13 protein-coding genes are annotated in these 16,330 nt (G+C 72.6%); 10 read left to right on the top strand and 3 right to left on the bottom strand.

The window, feature by feature from the left end:
* Positions 1-145 precede the first annotated feature (145 nt).
* The 8 genes from ABJI51_RS31575 (at position 146) to ABJI51_RS31540 (ending at position 10,249) form a co-directional block, all read left to right on the top strand.
* The gene (locus ABJI51_RS31575) at positions 146-415 is read left to right on the top strand and encodes a hypothetical protein (RefSeq protein ID WP_348954709.1); all 270 of its coding nucleotides are present in this window, start codon (positions 146-148) and stop codon (positions 413-415) included.
* Between the two features lie 12 nt (positions 416-427).
* Positions 428-907, top strand: a complete 480-nt coding sequence (locus tag ABJI51_RS31570) for a hypothetical protein (protein ID WP_348954708.1) — start codon at positions 428-430, stop codon at positions 905-907.
* A 3-nt stretch (positions 908-910) separates the two neighbouring features.
* The gene (locus ABJI51_RS31565; protein WP_348954707.1) at positions 911-3,853 is read left to right on the top strand and encodes an ATP-binding protein; all 2,943 of its coding nucleotides are present in this window, start codon (positions 911-913) and stop codon (positions 3,851-3,853) included.
* Positions 3,854-3,923: 70 nt separating this feature from the next.
* On the top strand, positions 3,924-6,002 hold the full coding sequence (locus ABJI51_RS31560) for a magnesium transporter (protein ID WP_348954706.1): 2,079 nt from the start codon (positions 3,924-3,926) through the stop codon (positions 6,000-6,002).
* Positions 6,003-6,005: 3 nt separating this feature from the next.
* Complete coding sequence (locus ABJI51_RS31555; RefSeq protein WP_348954705.1) at positions 6,006-6,605, top strand: hypothetical protein; 600 nt, start codon at positions 6,006-6,008, stop codon at positions 6,603-6,605.
* A 17-nt stretch (positions 6,606-6,622) separates the two neighbouring features.
* The gene (locus tag ABJI51_RS31550) at positions 6,623-7,609 is read left to right on the top strand and encodes a C40 family peptidase (RefSeq protein ID WP_431605685.1); all 987 of its coding nucleotides are present in this window, start codon (positions 6,623-6,625) and stop codon (positions 7,607-7,609) included.
* 1,708 nt (positions 7,610-9,317) lie between these two features.
* Positions 9,318-9,593 (top strand): hypothetical protein, encoded by a 276-nt coding sequence (locus ABJI51_RS43620; RefSeq protein WP_431605678.1) that lies wholly within the window; start codon positions 9,318-9,320, stop codon positions 9,591-9,593.
* A 458-nt stretch (positions 9,594-10,051) separates the two neighbouring features.
* Positions 10,052-10,249 (top strand): hypothetical protein, encoded by a 198-nt coding sequence (locus ABJI51_RS31540; protein WP_348954702.1) that lies wholly within the window; start codon positions 10,052-10,054, stop codon positions 10,247-10,249.
* Here the strand turns inward: ABJI51_RS31540 and ABJI51_RS31535 are convergent.
* Positions 10,246-11,190 carry an ATP-binding protein gene (locus tag ABJI51_RS31535; RefSeq protein WP_348954701.1) on the bottom strand — a complete coding sequence of 315 codons (945 nt, stop codon included), beginning with the start codon at positions 11,188-11,190 and terminating at the stop codon, positions 10,246-10,248. The two genes, ABJI51_RS31540 and ABJI51_RS31535, sit on opposite strands and share 4 nt — an antisense overlap.
* A 129-nt stretch (positions 11,191-11,319) precedes the next feature.
* Between ABJI51_RS31535 and ABJI51_RS31530 the strand changes: the two genes are divergently transcribed.
* Together ABJI51_RS31530 and ABJI51_RS31525 are read left to right on the top strand one after the other, a co-directional pair.
* Positions 11,320-12,726, top strand: coding sequence for an RNB domain-containing ribonuclease (locus tag ABJI51_RS31530; protein WP_348954700.1), 1,407 nt, complete (start codon positions 11,320-11,322; stop codon positions 12,724-12,726).
* Positions 12,723-13,499 (top strand): helical backbone metal receptor, encoded by a 777-nt coding sequence (locus tag ABJI51_RS31525; RefSeq protein WP_348954699.1) that lies wholly within the window; start codon positions 12,723-12,725, stop codon positions 13,497-13,499. The genes ABJI51_RS31530 and ABJI51_RS31525 overlap by 4 nt, the downstream gene beginning before the upstream one ends.
* Here the strand turns inward: ABJI51_RS31525 and ABJI51_RS31520 are convergent.
* Together ABJI51_RS31520 and gabT are read right to left on the bottom strand one after the other, a co-directional pair.
* On the bottom strand, positions 13,471-14,898 hold the full coding sequence (locus ABJI51_RS31520; RefSeq protein WP_348954698.1) for an aldehyde dehydrogenase family protein: 1,428 nt from the start codon (positions 14,896-14,898) through the stop codon (positions 13,471-13,473). The two genes, ABJI51_RS31525 and ABJI51_RS31520, sit on opposite strands and share 29 nt — an antisense overlap.
* Positions 14,895-16,250, bottom strand: coding sequence for a 4-aminobutyrate--2-oxoglutarate transaminase (gene gabT / locus ABJI51_RS31515; protein WP_348954697.1), 1,356 nt, complete (start codon positions 16,248-16,250; stop codon positions 14,895-14,897). The genes ABJI51_RS31520 and gabT overlap by 4 nt, the downstream gene beginning before the upstream one ends.
* Positions 16,251-16,330 lie beyond the last annotated feature (80 nt).

Here is a 16,330-nt window from a genome sequence, read left to right as displayed (position 1 = left end):
GCCATGCGCACCAGCCCGGTTGACGAAGCAGCCGGTCTCTACGCAGCGCGCTTTGACCACTACCCCTCGTAGCCTCCATGATGTTGTTCGAAGCACCGCCCGAGCCAGAACCGCGCGGCCCCCACCGCGCACCGGGAGTATCACGATGATGACCTTGACCACCCTCGACACGCTGGCCGCAGGCGGCGAGCTGGGCACCGGAAACGTGCGCCAGTGGCTGCTCGACAACATCATCCCCCTGGTGCTGCTGGCGGTCGCCCTCCTGCTCCTGTGGCTGGGCGGCGGCAAGGGCGACAACGCCGGTGTCATGCGCCGGCTCGCCGGCGTGGTCATCGCGCTCGCCGTCATCGGGCTCGCGGTCAGCGGCGCCGGCGTCAACGTGGGCCAGTGGATCGCCGGCCTGTTCACCGGCTGAGGCGGGGCCCGCGTGCGCATCAGGACGGATGACGAGGTCTACCGGGTCGACGCCGTGTGGCTCGGCCCCCCGAAAGCGACTTTTCCCTGGAGAGCCCGGTACGTCGCCTGGCTCATCGGCATCCCGACGTTCTTCGTCGTCCTCGGCGTCGAACGCTGGGCGGGGTGGGGCTTCGGGTTCTTCTCGACGGCGTGGGCGTTCGTCGCCACCATCGTGATCACCCGGCTGCTGACGGCCAAGATCAGCCACGAGCGCCCGCTCGGCGCCGTGGTCGCGATGGCAGGGCGCGAGCTGAACACCCCGAGAGAACGGACCACGGGCACGGGTGGCGCGGTGAGCGCCAGCCGGATCCGGGTGCGGGCGGAGCGCCCGCTGCCGAAGCACCGCCGCAGGCGGCAGTACCAGCACCACGGCGGGCCGCCGGGTGTGGCAGTCCAGGGAGCACCACGAGCGCGCCGGAGCCGTGGCACCACGGCTCGGGCCGGGAGGTAGTCGTTGTTCGGTCGCGGCGGTAGCCGAGGTAAGCAGGGACGGGACACGCACTCGGGCGCATGGCAACCGCCCGAGCAGGTCCGCGCGTCGCGGAACGGTTCGGGTGGCAAGGGGCGGCGCCTGCCGGGTGAGCAGGCGATACCCGCATATACCCCGTCGATCGCGGTGCGAAGCATCGACGGGCACCTGGTCCGCACCGGGTTCGAGGTCTACGCCTGGTACCGGCTGGCGCCGCAGCGCTGGTCGTTCCGCTCGGACTCGCAGCGCCGCGACCTCATCGCGGCCATCGCGGGCCAGTACGCCGAGCTGCAGGGCCGCTGGCTGCACCTGCGCGTGACGAACCGGCCGTACCCGATCCGGATGTGGGCCGAGGCGCACGTCTACAACGCGCACGGCCGCCCGCAGGACGTGCCGGGCGCGCTGTCGTTCGACGACTACCTGATCGGCGAGCAGCAGCAGCTGATGGGCCGCTCGATGGCCGAAAAAGAGGTCTACCTGGGGGTCCAGGTGCAGACCCGGCGCATGGTCGACCGCGCGGTCGAGCGGGCCGCGCCGGTGCTGCGCAAGATCCTGCCCGAGGCCGTCGACGCCGAGCTGACCGCGCTGGACTCCGAGGTCGAGCACCTCGACCAGGTGATCGGCAGCGCCGGGCTGGAGGGCCGCCCGGTGCACGCCGAGGAGATGTCCTGGCTGATGCACCGCTCGTGCTCGCTGGGCCTGCCCGCGCCGCGGAACATGCCCGCGGTGCCGGGCGCGGCGTGGGAGCCGGAGGACCTGGCCAGCTTCACCGACGCCGCCGACTTCTACGCCGAGCCGTACGCGCCGACGGTGACCGTCCGCGGCCGCACCGGCTCCAACGCCGGCGTCTCGCGGCACCTGGCGGTCCTCACCGTCGGGCAGATGCACGGCCTGCAGATCCCCGAGGTCGACGACCCGTGGATCCAGCACGCCGACCGCCTGCCCGCCGCGGTCGAGGTGTCCGCGCGCATCTACGTCCGGCGGCCCGAAGAGGTCGCCGGTGAGCTGCAGCGGCAGATGAACAAGGTCCGCTCGCAGGTCAAGCACTACACCGACGAGCACGAGCTGGAGCCCCCGCAGTCGCTGTCGCGGCAGGCCGGGCGGGTGCTGGAGATCGACGACGAGATGACGTCGGGCTTCACCGCGCTGGCCACCCGAGTGCGCTCCTGGTGGCGGCTGGCGGTGTCCGGCCCGACCGAGCGCGACGCGCTGCGCCTGGCCCAGCAGCTGCTCGACCTGTACAAGCCGAAGATCGCCATCGAGCACCCGGAAGCGCAGTACGCGATGGCACGGGAGTTCATCCCGGGCGAGCCGCTGGCCTCGGCGGCGTACATGCGCCGCGGCTCGGTGGTCTGGGCGGCCTCGGCGGTCCCGACGGCGACGGCGGAGGTCGGCGACCGCCGCGGCATCCTGCTCGGCGAGACGTGCACGGCCACGCGGCGCCCGGTGGCCTGGGACCCGTGGATGGCCCAGGAGATCCGCGACGGCTCCGGCCTGACCGCGATGGTCGCGGGCCTGGGTGGCGGCAAGTCGTTCCTCGGCGGCGGCATCGTCTACAAGACGCTGCGCGCGGGGGCGAACTGGACGATCCTCGACCCTTCGGGCCCGCTGTCGCGGCTGTGCGACCTGCCGGAGCTGCGGCCGTACGCGCGGCCGATCAACCTGCTCAACGCGCAGCCCGGGATCCTGAACCCGTACCGGGTGGTCGCCGAGCCGCTCATCGAGCACTTCATGGACGAGGACGACCCGGAGCGGTCGTGGCGCCGGGAGAAGGCACTGGCGGGCGCGACGCGGCGGCGTCTCGTGCTGGACGTCCTGACGGGTGTCCTGCCGTACGAGGTGTCGCGGATGGCGCAGACGCGGATCGTGCTGCTGCGCGCGGTCCGCGCGGTCGGCGGCCGGTTCGACGCCGACCCCGGCCAGGTGATCGACGCGCTGCGCCGGGATTCGTCGGAGCACCACGAGCACGCGGTGGTCGTGGCGGACTTCCTCGACGAGATGCGCGAGCGCATGGCGCTGCTGATCCCGGAGACGGACGCGGACCCGTACTCGGAGTCGCGCGACGACCGCCTGACGGTCCTGACGATGGCGGGCCTGACCCTGCCGAAGGACGGCGTGCCGCGCGAGTACTGGACGGACGCGGAGTCCCTCGGCGTCGAGATGCTGAACCTGGCGGCGTGGCTGACCCAGCGGTCGGTGTACGAGAAGCCGAAGGAGCTGCGCAAGGGCGTCTGGATCGACGAGGCGTTCTTCCTGTCGGAGGTCCCGACCGGGCGCGTGCTGATGAACCGCTTCGCGCGTGACTCGCGCAAGTGGAACGTCCGCGTGCTGCTGTCGTCCCAGATCCCGGCGGACTTCCTGAAGATCCAGGGTTTCGTGGCCCTGCTGGACTCGGTGTTCGTCGGCCGCCTCGACGACGACGACGCCCAGGCCGACGCCCTGCGGCTGCTGAAGGTCCCGGTGGGCGTCGGCTACGAGCAGGTGGTGGCGGCTCTGGGCCGCCGTCCGGGTGCCCAGCGGGGTCTCGAGCGGGATGTCGAGCCGCGCCAGTTCATCTTCGGCGACGGCGCCGGAGGGGTGGAACGCATCCGCGTCGACTTCTCCGGCCCGCACCTGGACCACCTGCGCGCGGTCATGGACACGACCCCGGGCTCGAAGGACGCGGCCCCATCCCGCCGCCCGGGCAACGAGCTGGCGCTGCCGGCGGAGGAGAAGAAGCCGTACGTCGCGGTCCCGCCGGAGGACGACATCGAGCTGGAGCAGGACTTCGAGCTGGCGGCGGAACTGGAGGTCGGCCTGGCCGACGAGAACCTCCTGGGCGCCCCGGACCCCCTGGCCTCGGAAACCGGCGAAGTGGAGGGCGGCGTCGAGCAGCAGCAACCCGCCCGAACGGGCGGAAAGGGCGGCACCGGCCGGGACGCCGCATGAGCGCCGCCCCGACTGGCAGTAGCCGAACCGCCGCCGGCTGCCGTCCCGCCGTGCCCGCGGAGCGTGGCGAATGAACACCCTGCTGACGCTGGCGGCCCTGCTGACGTTGGCCGCGGCCTGGCACGCGCTGAAGCGCCGGATCAAGGAGGGCCCGCGCGCCCGGCGTGTGCCGAGCCGCAAGGCCACCATGTTCGCGGTCATGCTGGTGCTGGGGTTGCAGGCGATCGCCACGGCGCCGGCAGCAAGCGCGGCGGCGTGCGGTGAGGCACCGAACCCGGAACGCCCGGGCGCGGGCATGGTCGGCGCGATCGACCCGCCGGAAGGCCACGGCGAACCGAACAGCGCCTACATCGACTACGGCTACGCCGGCATGGTCTGGAACACCTTCGAGACCAACTGCTCCGGGCTCAACCTGACCCCGCCCGGGTCCACTTTGGACACCTGGGGTGGGAACCAGTTGTTCAACCTGGGCAAGAACATCGTCGGCGCGACGAACTCGCTGCACTACACCGTGCTCGAGGGCGGTCTGCTGAACCCGCTCTACAACGCGGTGAAGTCCGGTGCCGAAAAGGTCTACAACAACATCTACGCCCAGTTGTTCGGCCTGGTGGCGCTGATCCTGTCGATCATGATGTTCCGCAACATCTGGCGGGGCGACCTGGCCGCGGTCAGCAAACGGGCGCTCTACGCGCTGGCCGGGGTGTGGCTGGCGGCGTCGTCGCTGGCGATGCTGCGGTACTTCGACCCGATCGACAAGGCGATCGTCCAGACCACCACCAACATCCAGGCGGGGTTCGTCGACGAGAGCGGCGACCGGATCATCCGCGACATCCTGCCGACCCAGCTTCACACGCAGATCGTCTACAACAACTGGCTGCGCGGGGAGTTCGGCACGCCGACGGCACCGCAGGCCGAGCAGTACGGCAAGCCGCTGCTCGACGCCCAGGCGTTCACCCGCAACCAGCTGGTCAACGGCGACGACGGCAACCAGGCCGTCATCGACGGCAAGAAGAACGCCTACAAGGACATCTCCACCAAGCTCGGCCCCGCGACCGGCTACTTCACCGGCGAAGCCGGCGGCCGCACCGGCGCCGGGTTCCTCTCGCTCGGCCAGGCTCTCGTCTACTCGCTCTTCCAGCTCCTGGCGAAGGCGAGCGTCCTCCTCGCGCAGGTGCTCATCCGGCTCTTCGCGCTCACTGCGCCGCTGATCGGGCTCATCGCCCTGCTGCACCCGGAGATTCTGCGCCGGGTGCTCAAGGTGGCCGGCGGGGTTGCCTTCAACCTCGTCGTCCTCTCGGTGCTCGCCGGGGTGCACGCCCTGCTGCTGCAGGCCATCTTCGATGCCGGCAACTCGCTGAACATGCTCACGCAGATGGTTCTCGCCGGGCTCATCACCGTGCTGCTGTTCATGGTCGGACGGCCCGTGCGGCGGCTCTGGCAGATGGTCGAAATGTCCGTCAGCATGGTCGGGGCCGCCGTTCCGTCGCCGGGGGGCGGGATCTTCTCGCGGTTCCGGCGCCACCGGAACGGGCCCACTCCGCAGGACGAGTTCTGGCAGCACGTCCGCGAGACCGACGACGTCGTCGACGGCGAGCAGCGTGGGCCGCTCGGGGCCACTGCCGGGGGTGGGCGGTTCCGGCCGGAGGCCACGATCTTCGCCAACGCCCAGCGGCTCGACAACGGCTCCGGGGCCGCCCGGCCTGCCGCTGCCTGGTCCGGGGCTCCCTGGCCCGGGGCCATTCACGGCGGCCCGGCCGGGGCGCTGCCCGCAGGCGGTGGTGGCGCTCCCGTGTTCGGGCAGTACAACCCGGTCAACGGGGGTTCCGGTGACTACGTCGTCGTCGGGGCCGGGGGCCGTCCGGTCATGCGGGAGGAGAGCCGGCGCGTCGACACCTCGCCGGTGGCCGACCGGCGCTGGAGTGACGAGCCCGAGCCCGTCGTCGTGCCCTCCGATCTGCGGGCGCCCGAGTCCGGCTTCAGTGACTTCCCGGCGCAGGACGCGCCGCGGACGCCGGGCATGCGGGCGCAGCCCCGGCGGGTCGATCCCGAAGTCGTCGCCGGGAAGCCGGTCTTCGTGCTCTACCGGCCGTCGCGGGGCATCGAGGTCCGGGAAGAACCGCGTGACACCGACCAAGTGATGGGGCGGTGACCGATGCCGATCCGCACCAACCGCGGCCGCGCCGCGGTCTATCGCCGCCTGTGGGGGTGGCCGCTGCGCTCGCCGCGGCACCTCGTCGGCGCGCTCGTGCTGCTGGCCGTCCTCATCACCGCGCTCGGCATCGTGCTGCCGAAGATGGTCGGGAAGACGCAGGCCAAGGCGGCGCCGCCCACCGGCACCACCACCTCCGCCCACTCGACGGCGCCGGGTGTCGCCGCTCCGGTGCCGACGTCGAACCTGCCGACGCGGCTGTCCACGCCGCTGGAGACCCCGACCCCCGCGCCGCCCAACGCCGACGCCATCCGCATCGCCAAGGAATGGGCCGCGGCCTGGGTGAACCACCCGCAGGGCATGACCGCCGAGCAGTGGCTCGCGCAGCTGAAGCCGCTGACCACCGACGAGTACCTGCCGGTGATGGCGACCGTGGACCCGGCGAACATCCCGGCGAAGCAGGTCACCGGTGAGCCGGTCGTCACGACGTCGTATCCGAAGTCGGTGCAGCTGACCATCCCGACCGACGGGCCCAAGCTGGCCATCACGGTGATCAGCACCAACGCCGGCTGGCGCGTCGCCGACTACGACCAGGCGAGCTGACCGTGCGGCGCCTGGGGCTGTGGCTGGGGCTGATCGTGTTCGTCGCGATCGGCGCACTGGTCGTGACCGCGGTCGCCGCGAAGGTCGTCCTCGACAACCAGCAGGCGCAGGCCGGCGGCGTGTCGCTGATGAGCTGCGACGCCTCGGTCGGGCCGACCCAGCCCGGCCAGGGCGACCGCGGCGCGGCGGACGCGTCGAAGCTGAACGACGAGCAACGCGGGATCGTCGCGCTGATCATCTCGATCGGCAAGCAGCGCTCGCTGGCCCCGCGCGCCTGGCAGGTCGCGATCCAGGCAGGCATGACCGAGTCCGGGCTGCGCAACCTGACCTACGGTGACCGCGACTCCCAGGGCATCTTCCAGATGCGGCCCTCGATGGGCTGGGGGTCGGTCGCCGAGGTCACCAACCCGACGTACGCGATCAACAAGTTCTACGACGTGCTGGTCGCGGTGCCGGACTGGGAGAACAAGCGTCCCGGCGAGGCGGCACAGGCGGTCGAGCGTTCGGGCTTCCCGCTGGCCTACCACAAGTGGGAGCCGATGGCGGCGACGCTGGTGGAGAAGGTCGGCCAGGTCACCGACGTCGTCGGCTGCGGCACCGGCCTCGGCAACCTGCTGCCGCCGAGCCAGGCGGCCGCGCAGGCGATCAAGTTCGCGCTGGGCGAGCAGGGCAAGCCGTACCTGTGGGGCGCCACGGGCCCGAACTCCTACGACTGCTCCGGGCTGATGCTGCGGGCGTACGAGTCGGCCGGGATCATCCTGCCGCGCACGTCGCGCGAGCAGTACCACGCGGGCGCGTGGCTGCCGGTCCGCGAGGCGCAACCGGGTGACCTGCTGTTCCTGGCCACGGACCCGTCGGACCCGACGAGCATTCACCACGTGATGATGTACCTGGGCGACGGCAAGATCGTCGAGGCGCAGCAGGACGGCGTGCCGGTGCACATCCGGGACTTCTCGTTCGACGAGCACGAAGTGGTGCCGCAGGCGGTCCGCCCCGGCGTTTAGCATGGGTCGCGAGGGCCTTGACACGAATCGGCCGATTCACCGACGTCGCGGCGCTTCCACGAGCAGGCGGCCGCGCACTGGCAGAGGATGAGCACGTGGGACGGAAATTCGGCAGGCGAGGCAAGTCCGCCGCGGGCGAGCCCCGCGACCCGGCGGAGCTGTTCGGCGCGCCCCAGCCGCCGAGGCAGTCGGCTCGCCCCGCGTCCAGCACACCGCTCGCCGACCAGCTGGGCCAGGGCTACCCGGGGGTGGACGCGGGGTACGTGGTGCTGCCGCGTTCGCTGGCCGAGGGCATGTCGCTGCCGTGGCAGCACCAGATGGCGGCGCTGCTGGCCCAGTTCCACGCGGAGCACGCGGGACTGGCGTGGCCGATCTACCGGGTGGTGCCGTCCCGCTACGAGAGGCTGGCGGACCTCGACGAGGAACAGCTCGCGGAGGCGGGCTACCTGGTGGAGATGGACGCGGACGGCGAGATGGTGTACCGCGAGCGCAGCGGCCGCAAGGTGGAGGACCCGGAGAACACATCGGTGCTGGTGTCCTGCCTGGACCCGATCCCCAAGCCGGCGGCCCGCCCAGCCCCACCGGCGGCCGCCCCGGGAGCCGGCCAGGCCCCGGCGCCGGCGCCGATGAACATCGGCCCGGCCCCGGTGTGGCGGACGGTGCCCCATCCGGCTCCGGCCCAGTCGGTACCGGGCACTCCGGAGCAGCAGGCACCCCCGGGCTGGGGACGGGCCGTTGCTCCTGGGCCTGCGGCTTCGGGCGCTTCGGCTGCTTCGGGGGCTCCGGGTGCTTCGGGTGCTTCGCCCGCTTCGCCGGTGGATCCGGAGTGGTCGGTGACGGCCGAGGCGGAGTTGCCGGGGCCGGTGAAGGCACCGTCTCCACGGCATGCGGGGCCGTCAGCGGATCGGCCGGAGGGGGCGCCGGTTCATTCTGTTGCGCCTGATTTCCAGCCTGGGCCGCCTACTGTGCCGCAGCCTGTCGTGCCGCAGGCTGCTCTTGGGGCGCAGCCGGAGGCGCCTGCTGAGCCGCAGTCGGCTGCCGCGGGAGAGCCGGGACCGCGGGCGTTTGCGGAGCCGGAGGTGGCTGCCGAAGCGGAGGTGCGGTCGGAGTCGCCTGCTGCGGGGACGGTGGAGTCGCGGCCGGTTGCTGCGGGTGAGCCGGGGCCCGAGGTGGGGTCGGAGTTGCCGGCTGCGGGGGCGGCGGAGTCGCGGCCAGTTGTTGCGGGTGAGCCGGGGCCTGAGGTGCGGCCACAGGCGCCTGCTCCGGAGGCGGCGGAATCCCAGCCGGTCGCTGCGGGAGAGCCAGAGTCTGAGGTGCGGTCGGAGGCGAGTGCTGCGGGGGTGGCGGAGCCGCAACCGGTCGCTGCCGGACCGTCGGAGTCGCAGGCGTCTGCCGAGCCGGAGTCGGCGGTGGTGGGCCAACCGGAGCCGTCCGCTGCGCGGGTGGTGGAGCCGGAGCCGCAATCGGCCGTTGTGCCTGAACCTGAGCGTTCCGTTGAGCAGGAGCAGTTCGCTGCGAAGGAGCCTGAACCGAGGGCCTTTGCCGAGCCGGAGCACTCCGTCGAGCAGGAACCGGCCGCCAAGGCGGAATCGTCGGTTGCCCAGCAGGCGTCGCCGCCGGTGGAGTCGTCTGTTTCGCCGGAGCCCGCCACGGTGTCGCAGCAGGACTCTTCGCCTGCCGTTACCGGTGCTCATCTGCCTCAGCCGCCGTGGGGGTCGGCTCCCGCGGCCGGTCCCGTTCCCGGCTTCAACCCCGCTGTTCGCTCGGAGGCCGTTCCCGGCCCGGCTCCCGCACCGAACCTCAACGCGGCCCAAGCCACGAACCCGATTCCGGAAGCCACCCCGGCCACAACTCTCCCAGCCCCGCGCCCCATCCCGACCCCAGGCACCAGCCCGGCCTCGAACCTCGACGTTCCGGTGACCGCCCCCGAACCGGTCCCGGGCACCACGCCGTCCCCGGGCGCCAATCCGGCCGCAGGTGCTAGCCCGGCCTCGAATCCCAACGCGCCGGTCCCAGGCGCCACCCCGGCCGCAGGCCCCAACCCGGCCGCGCACCCCAACGCCCCGGTCACCGGCGCCAACCCGGCCCCAGGCGTCAGCCCCACCACGAACCCCAAGCCCGTCTTCCCAGGCCCGGAGTCCACCCCCCAGCCCTTCCCGGCCCGCCACGCCGCCCCGGCGCGGCCGGTCTTCCCGGGCCCCGGCACCATGTCCCCCGTCCCGCCCGCTCCCAGCGCGCGGCCCGTCTTCCCCGGCCCGGACACCCCCCTGCCGCAACCGTCGCGGCCCGACCCCACCACCTCCCCCCGGGGCTGGTTCGACGAGTTCACCGAACAGCCCCCGGAGGAAGAACCGCAGGATTTCGGCCCCACCGGGGCGCCGACCGAGATCCCGTACCGGTACAAGCGCTGACAGGTGGGCCGCCGGGTGCGAACCTGGACTCATGGCCAATGACCCGAACCCGGACCAGGGGTGGTACTACAACACCCGGACGCACCAGGTCGAGCATCTCGAACGCAGCCGCAGCGTCGACCTGCTCGGCCCCTACCCGGACGAAGCCACCGCGCGGCGTGCGCTCGACATCGCCCGGGAACGGACGCGGCAGGCCGATGCCGCCGATGCCGCCTGGAACGACGACTAGACCGGCAGCCGCGGGCTGAGCACGAAGTCGGGGTCCACCTGCGTGGCTAGGTCGGCGCCTGCCCAGGCCCGCGCGTTGCGCAGGTGGAACTCCACCGCCTGGCGCTGGTAACGCGCCCAGTCGCGCTGTTCGGCATCCACCGCCGCACGCATCGCGCCCAGCGTCGACAGGTTGGCGGGCTCCAGCTCGCCGATCGGCCTCGCCGCGCCGCGCTCGGCCGCCCTGACGTGCTTCGACGCCGACAGCCAGCCCAGCAGGGCCGGGCCCACCTGCTCGCGCAGGAACTCGACGTCGTCGGAGTCCGTCACCTTGTTGCCCACCACCACGAGCCGCACGCCGTAGTCGCGGGCGTAGTCCGCGTACTGGCGGTACACGCCCACGCTGCGGACCGTCGGCTCGCACACCAGGAACGTCACGTCGAACCGCGTGAACAGCCCCGAGGCGAACGCGTCCGCCCCCGCGGTCATGTCCATCACCACGTACTCGCCCTCGACGTCCACCATGTGGTTGAGCAGCAGCTCCGCCGCTCCCACCTTCGAGTGGTAGCACTTGACGCCGAGGTCGTCCTCGTCGAACTGCCCGGTGACGCCCAGCCGCACCCCGCCCAGCTGCCGGAAGCACGCCGCGAACACCGGGTTGTCCTCGAACGGGCGGACCAGCCGGGACCCGCGGCCCGGCGGGGTCGTCTTCACCATCGACGCCGCGTCCGGGATGCGCGGGTTGTCGCCGCGCAGATACTCCTTGATCAGCGCCATGTTGTCGCCGAGCGTCGGCCAGGCGAGGGCTTCCTCCTCGGTCGCGCCGAGCGCCACCGCCAGGTGCTGGTTGATGTCGGCGTCGATGGCCAGCACCGGCGCGCCGGCGTCGGCGAGGTACGCGACGAACAGCGACGACAGCGTGGTCTTGCCGCTGCCGCCCTTGCCGACGAACGCGATCTTCACTCCGCGGACCCCTTCCTGGTAACGAAGACGGTTTTCATTATTGTGCGTCAACGTACACCCGACCGGCCCGCGCCCGATCGGGCGATCATCGGCCCCGTCCGGGGTTAGGGTTGAGGGGTGCCTCCCCTCGTGATCAGGACACACTCGGCGGGCGGGGACTTCGGCCCCCTGCGTGCCGAGTTCTCGCTGCCGGAGTCGTTCGGGCCGGAGGTACTGGCCGAGGCCGAGGCCGCGGTGCTGGATCCGCTGGCGAGCGCCGGCCCCCGCGAGGACGCCACCGACCTGCCGCTGGTCACCATCGACCCGCCCGGCGCCAAGGACCTCGACCAGGCGATGGTCGTCGAGAAGACCGCACACGGCTTCCGCGTGCACTACGCGATCGCCGACCTCGCCGCGTTCGTCCCGCCCGGTGGCGCGCTCGACCGGGAGGCGCGCCTGCGCGGCCAGACGCTCTATCTGCCCGACGGCAACGTCCCGCTGCACCCGCCGGTGCTGTCCGAGGGGGCGGCGAGCCTGCTGCCCGGCGAGACCCGGCCCGCGGTGCTCTGGACCATCGAGACGGACGACGCCGGCGAGCCGACGGCCACCCGGGTGCGCCGCGCGCTGGTCCGGTCGACCGAGCAGTTCGACTACGAGACCGTGCAGGCCGCGCTCGAGGCCGGGAACCCGCACCCGTCGGTGGCCGCGCTGCCCGAGCTGGGACGGCGGCGGCGCGAGCTGGCCGTCCGCCGCGGCGCGGTCGAGCTGCAGCTGCCGGAGCAGGAGATCAGCGGCGACCCGGACGGCGGCTGGGTGCTCGCCCGCCGCCCGCGGACCGCCGTCGACGCGTGGAACGCCGAGATCTCGCTGCTCACCGGGATGGCCGCGGCGCGGATGATGCTCGACGCGCGGATCGGCGTCCTGCGCACGCTGCCCGACCCGGAGCCCGAGGCCGTCGACTGGCTGCGCCGCTCGGCCGAGGCGCTGGGCATCGCGTGGGCGCCGGAGACGACCGTCTCGGAGTTCCTGTCCTCTTTGGACCCCGGACAGCCGGCGTCGATGGCGCTCTACGCCGACACGACGCGGCTGCTGCGCGGCGCGGGCTACACGGCGTTCGACGGCGAGCTGCCGTCGCTGACGACGCACGCGGGCATCGGCGGCGCGTATGCGCACGTCACGGCGCCGATCCGGCGGCTGGTCGACCGCTTCGCCACGGAGATCTGCCTCGCCGTCTCGGCAGGCCGCGAGGTGCCGGAGTGGGTGCGGGCGGCGCTGGCGGACGTCCCGGAGCGGATGAGCGCGTCGGACACGCTCGCGGCGAAGGTCGAGCGGGCGTGCATCGACCAGGTCGAGGCGTGGGTGCTGGCCGAGCACATCGGCGGCGAGTTCAGCGCGGTGGTGCTGCGTGCCGACGAGAACAAGGCCGAGATCCTCGTCGAGGACCCGACGGTGATGGCGAAGTGCGCGGGGGAGAAGCTGACCGCGGGGGAGCGGATCGCGGTCCGGCTGACCGCGGTCGACGTCGAGAAGCGGAAGGTGTCGTTCGAACGCGCATGACCTACCTCGTCGACGATCTCGGCGAGCCGGTGCCGCTGTCCGGGCCGGCCTCGCGCGTGGTGTCGCTCGTGCCGTCGCTGACGGAAGCGGTGGCGGTGAGCGCGCCGGGTCGGCTCGCCGGCGCCACGGACTACTGCACGCACCCGTCCACTTTGGACGTCCCGCGCGTCGGCGGCTCGAAGTACCCGAAGCTGGACCGCGTGCTGGACCTGGCACCCGACCTGGTGCTGGCCAACGCGGAGGAGAACCGCCCGGAGGACGTGGAACGCCTGCGCGCCAACGGGATCCCGGTGTGGGTGATGGCCGCGGCCGCGTCCGTCCCGGCCGCGCTGGGCTCGCTGCGGCGGATCCTCACGCAGGCGTACGAACTGGACGAGCCGGAGTGGCTGGTCGAGGCGGAGGAGGTCTGGCGCGAGGTCCGGCCGGTGCGGTTCCACGCGGTGGTCCCGGTGTGGCGCAAGCCGTGGATCGTCCTGGGCCGCGACACGTTCGCCGGCGACGTCCTGCGCCGCGTCGGCGTGGCGAACGTCTACGCGACGGCGGAAGAGCGCTACCCGCGGCCGGACATCGAAGAGCTGCGGGCGCGGTTCAAGGCGGACGCGGACCTGCTGGTGCTGCCGGACGAGCCGTACCTGTTCACCGAGGAGGACGGCCCGGACCACTTCCCGGACGCGCGGTACGTCCTGGTCTCGGGCCGTCACCTCACCTGGTACGGGCCTTCGCTGGTCGAGGCCCACGCCGCGCTTACAGCGTCAGTCCCGTCAGGACCGTGACCCGCTCCTCGGTGAAGTCCGCCATCGCCGCCGCCGGGCCCTCGCGGCCGACGCCGGAGTCCTTGACCCCGCCGTAAGGCATCTGGTCGGCCCGGAAGCTCGGCACGTCGCCGACGATCACGCCGCCGACCTTCAGTGCCGCCGACACCTCGAACGCCGTCGGGACGTCGCGGGTGAACACCCCCGCCTGCAACCCGAAGCGGGACGCGTTGATGCGGGAAACCCCTTCCGCCACCGAAGAAACCCGGACCAGCGACACCACCGGGCCGAACACCTCCTCGGCCATCACCGCCGCGTCCTCGGGGACGTCCGCCAGCACCGTCGGCTCCACGGTCGCCCCGGAGCGCCCGCCGCCGGTCAGGACCCGGCCGCCTGCCGACACCGCCGACGAGATCCACGACGCGACGCGGTCCGCCGCGGCGTCGTTGATCAGCGGCCCGACGTCGACGCCGTCCGCGCGCGGGTCGCCGGTCCCCAGCGCCTGCACCTGCGCGAGCACCTTCTCGGCCAAGGCGTCATACACGGACGAGTGCGCATAGACCCGCTGCACCGAGATGCAGGACTGGCCCGCCTGGTACATCGCGAACGTCGCGATCCGCTGCGCGGCGAAGTCGAGGTCCGTCCAATCCGGACAGACGAGGACCGCGGCGTTGCCGCCCAGTTCCAGTGCCACGTGCTTGCGTGGCACGCGGTCGCGGATGCCCCAGCCCACCGGGACCGAGCCGGTGAACGACACCACCGGCAGCCGCGGGTCCTCGACCAGCGTCGCCGACGTCTCGTTGTCCACCGGCAGGATCGACCACGACCCCGCAGGCAGGTCCGCCGAGGCCAGGATCTCGCCGAGCAGCAACGCCGTCAGCGGCGTCGCGGGCGCGGGCTTGAGCACGATGGGCGCGCCCACGGCGATGGCCGGGGCCACCTTGTGCGCCACCAGGTTCAGCGGGAAGTTGAACGGCGTGATGCCGAGCACCGGGCCGCGCGGCACCCGCCGGACCAGGGCGAGACGGCCGGTGCCGCCCGGGTCGGTGTCGAGCCGCTGCAGCTCGCCGGAGAAGCGCCGCGCCTCCTCGGCGGCCCAGCGGAACGTCGAGACCGCGCGCCCGACCTCGCCGCGCGCCCACTTCAGCGGCTTGCCCGACTCCGCCGTGATCAGCTGCGCGATTTCCTCGGACCGCTCACCCAGCGAACGGGACACGTGGTCCAGCGCCCCGGCGCGGACGTGCGCGGGCAGCGTCGCGAACTCGCCGGCGACGTCGTGCGCGGCCTGCACCGCGGCTTCGACGTCCGGCGGCGACGGGACGAAGTGCGACCCGGCGGCGGAACCGTCGAATGGGTGACGAATCTCGGCCGTCGCCCCGCCGGTCACCGGCTTTCCGGCCACCCAGAAGGGGAAAGTCATGCGCGGGCCTCCGTGCGGACAGCGTGTTCCAGGACCGACAGGCCCTCGTCGAGCAGGTCGTCGGCCAGCGACAGCGGCGGCAGCAGCCGCACGACGTTGCCGTAGGTGCCGCAGGTCAGCACCACCACGCCCGCCCGGTGGCAGGCCGCGGCGACGCGCTTGGTCAGTGCGGCGTCGGGTTCGGTGGTGCCGGGGCGGACGAACTCCGCCGCGAGCATCGCGCCGCGCCCGCGGACGTCGCCGATCACGCCGGTTTCCGCGGCCAGCGCGCGCAGCCGCGGCAGGACGGCGTCTTCGATGCGCTTCGCCGACGCGGCCAGGTTTTCGGCCTTCATCGTCTCGATCGAACCGAGCGCGGCCGCGCAGGCGATCGGGTTGCCGCCGTAGGTGCCGCCGAGCCCGCCCGGCGGCACCGCGTCCAGCAGCTCCGCGCGGCCGGTGACCGCGGACAGCGGCAGGCCGCCCGCGATGCCCTTCGCGGTCGCGATCAGGTCCGGGACCACGTCCTCGTCGGACGAGGCGAACCAGGACCCGGTGCGGCAGAAGCCCGTCTGGACCTCGTCGGCGACGAACACGACACCGTTGTCGCGGCACCACGCCGCGATCGCGGGCAGGAAGCCGCGCGCGGGCTCGATGAACCCGCCCTCGCCCTGGATCGGCTCCAGCACGACGGCCGCGACCTGGTCGCCGCCGATCTGCTTCTCGATCCGGTCGATGGCCAGCGCGGCGGCTTCGGGGCCGTCCAGCCCGTCGCGGAACGGGTACGAGCCCGGCACGCGGTAGACCTCCGGCGCGAACGGGCCGAAGCCGTGCTTGTAGGGCACCGACTTCGCGGTCATGCCCATGGTGAGGTTGGTGCGGCCGTGGTAGGCGTGGTCGAACACGACGACGGCCTGGCGCCCGGTCGCCACGCGCGCGATCTTCACGGCGTTCTCGACGGCTTCGGCGCCGGAGTTGAACAGCACGGACTTCTTGGCGTGGTCGCCCGGCGTCAGCTCGGCCAGTGCTTCGCAGACCTCGACGTAGCCCTCGTACGGCGTGACCATGAAGCACGTGTGGGTGAACCAGCACGCCTGCTTGCGGACGCGGTCGACCACCGCAGGCGCGGAGTGCCCGACGTTGGTCACCGCGATGCCGGAGCCGAAGTCGATCAGGACGTTGCCGTCGGCGTCGGTCAGCAGGCCGCCGCTGGCGGAGGTGACGTAGACGGGCAGCACCGAGCTGACCCCGGCGGCGACGGCGTTCCCGCGCCGTTCCTGCAGCTCGCGCGAGACGGGGCCGGGGATCTCGGTGCGCAGCCTGCGCTGCCGGGGCGCCGGCGCCTGCGGCTCGGTGGTGGTGCTTGCGGTCACGGCGTGCTCCTGGGAAGTCGGGGACGTCCTCAGAATGGGACCCGCACCGCCCGGCGTCAGCTGTCCGGTTTGGCGAATTC

It is taken from the genome of Amycolatopsis melonis, assembly GCF_040064235.1.
GTDB lineage: Bacteria > Actinomycetota > Actinomycetes > Mycobacteriales > Pseudonocardiaceae > Amycolatopsis > Amycolatopsis melonis.
The sequence above is the reverse complement of the archived record's forward strand: the minus strand, read 5'-3'. Positions and strand labels throughout refer to the sequence as shown.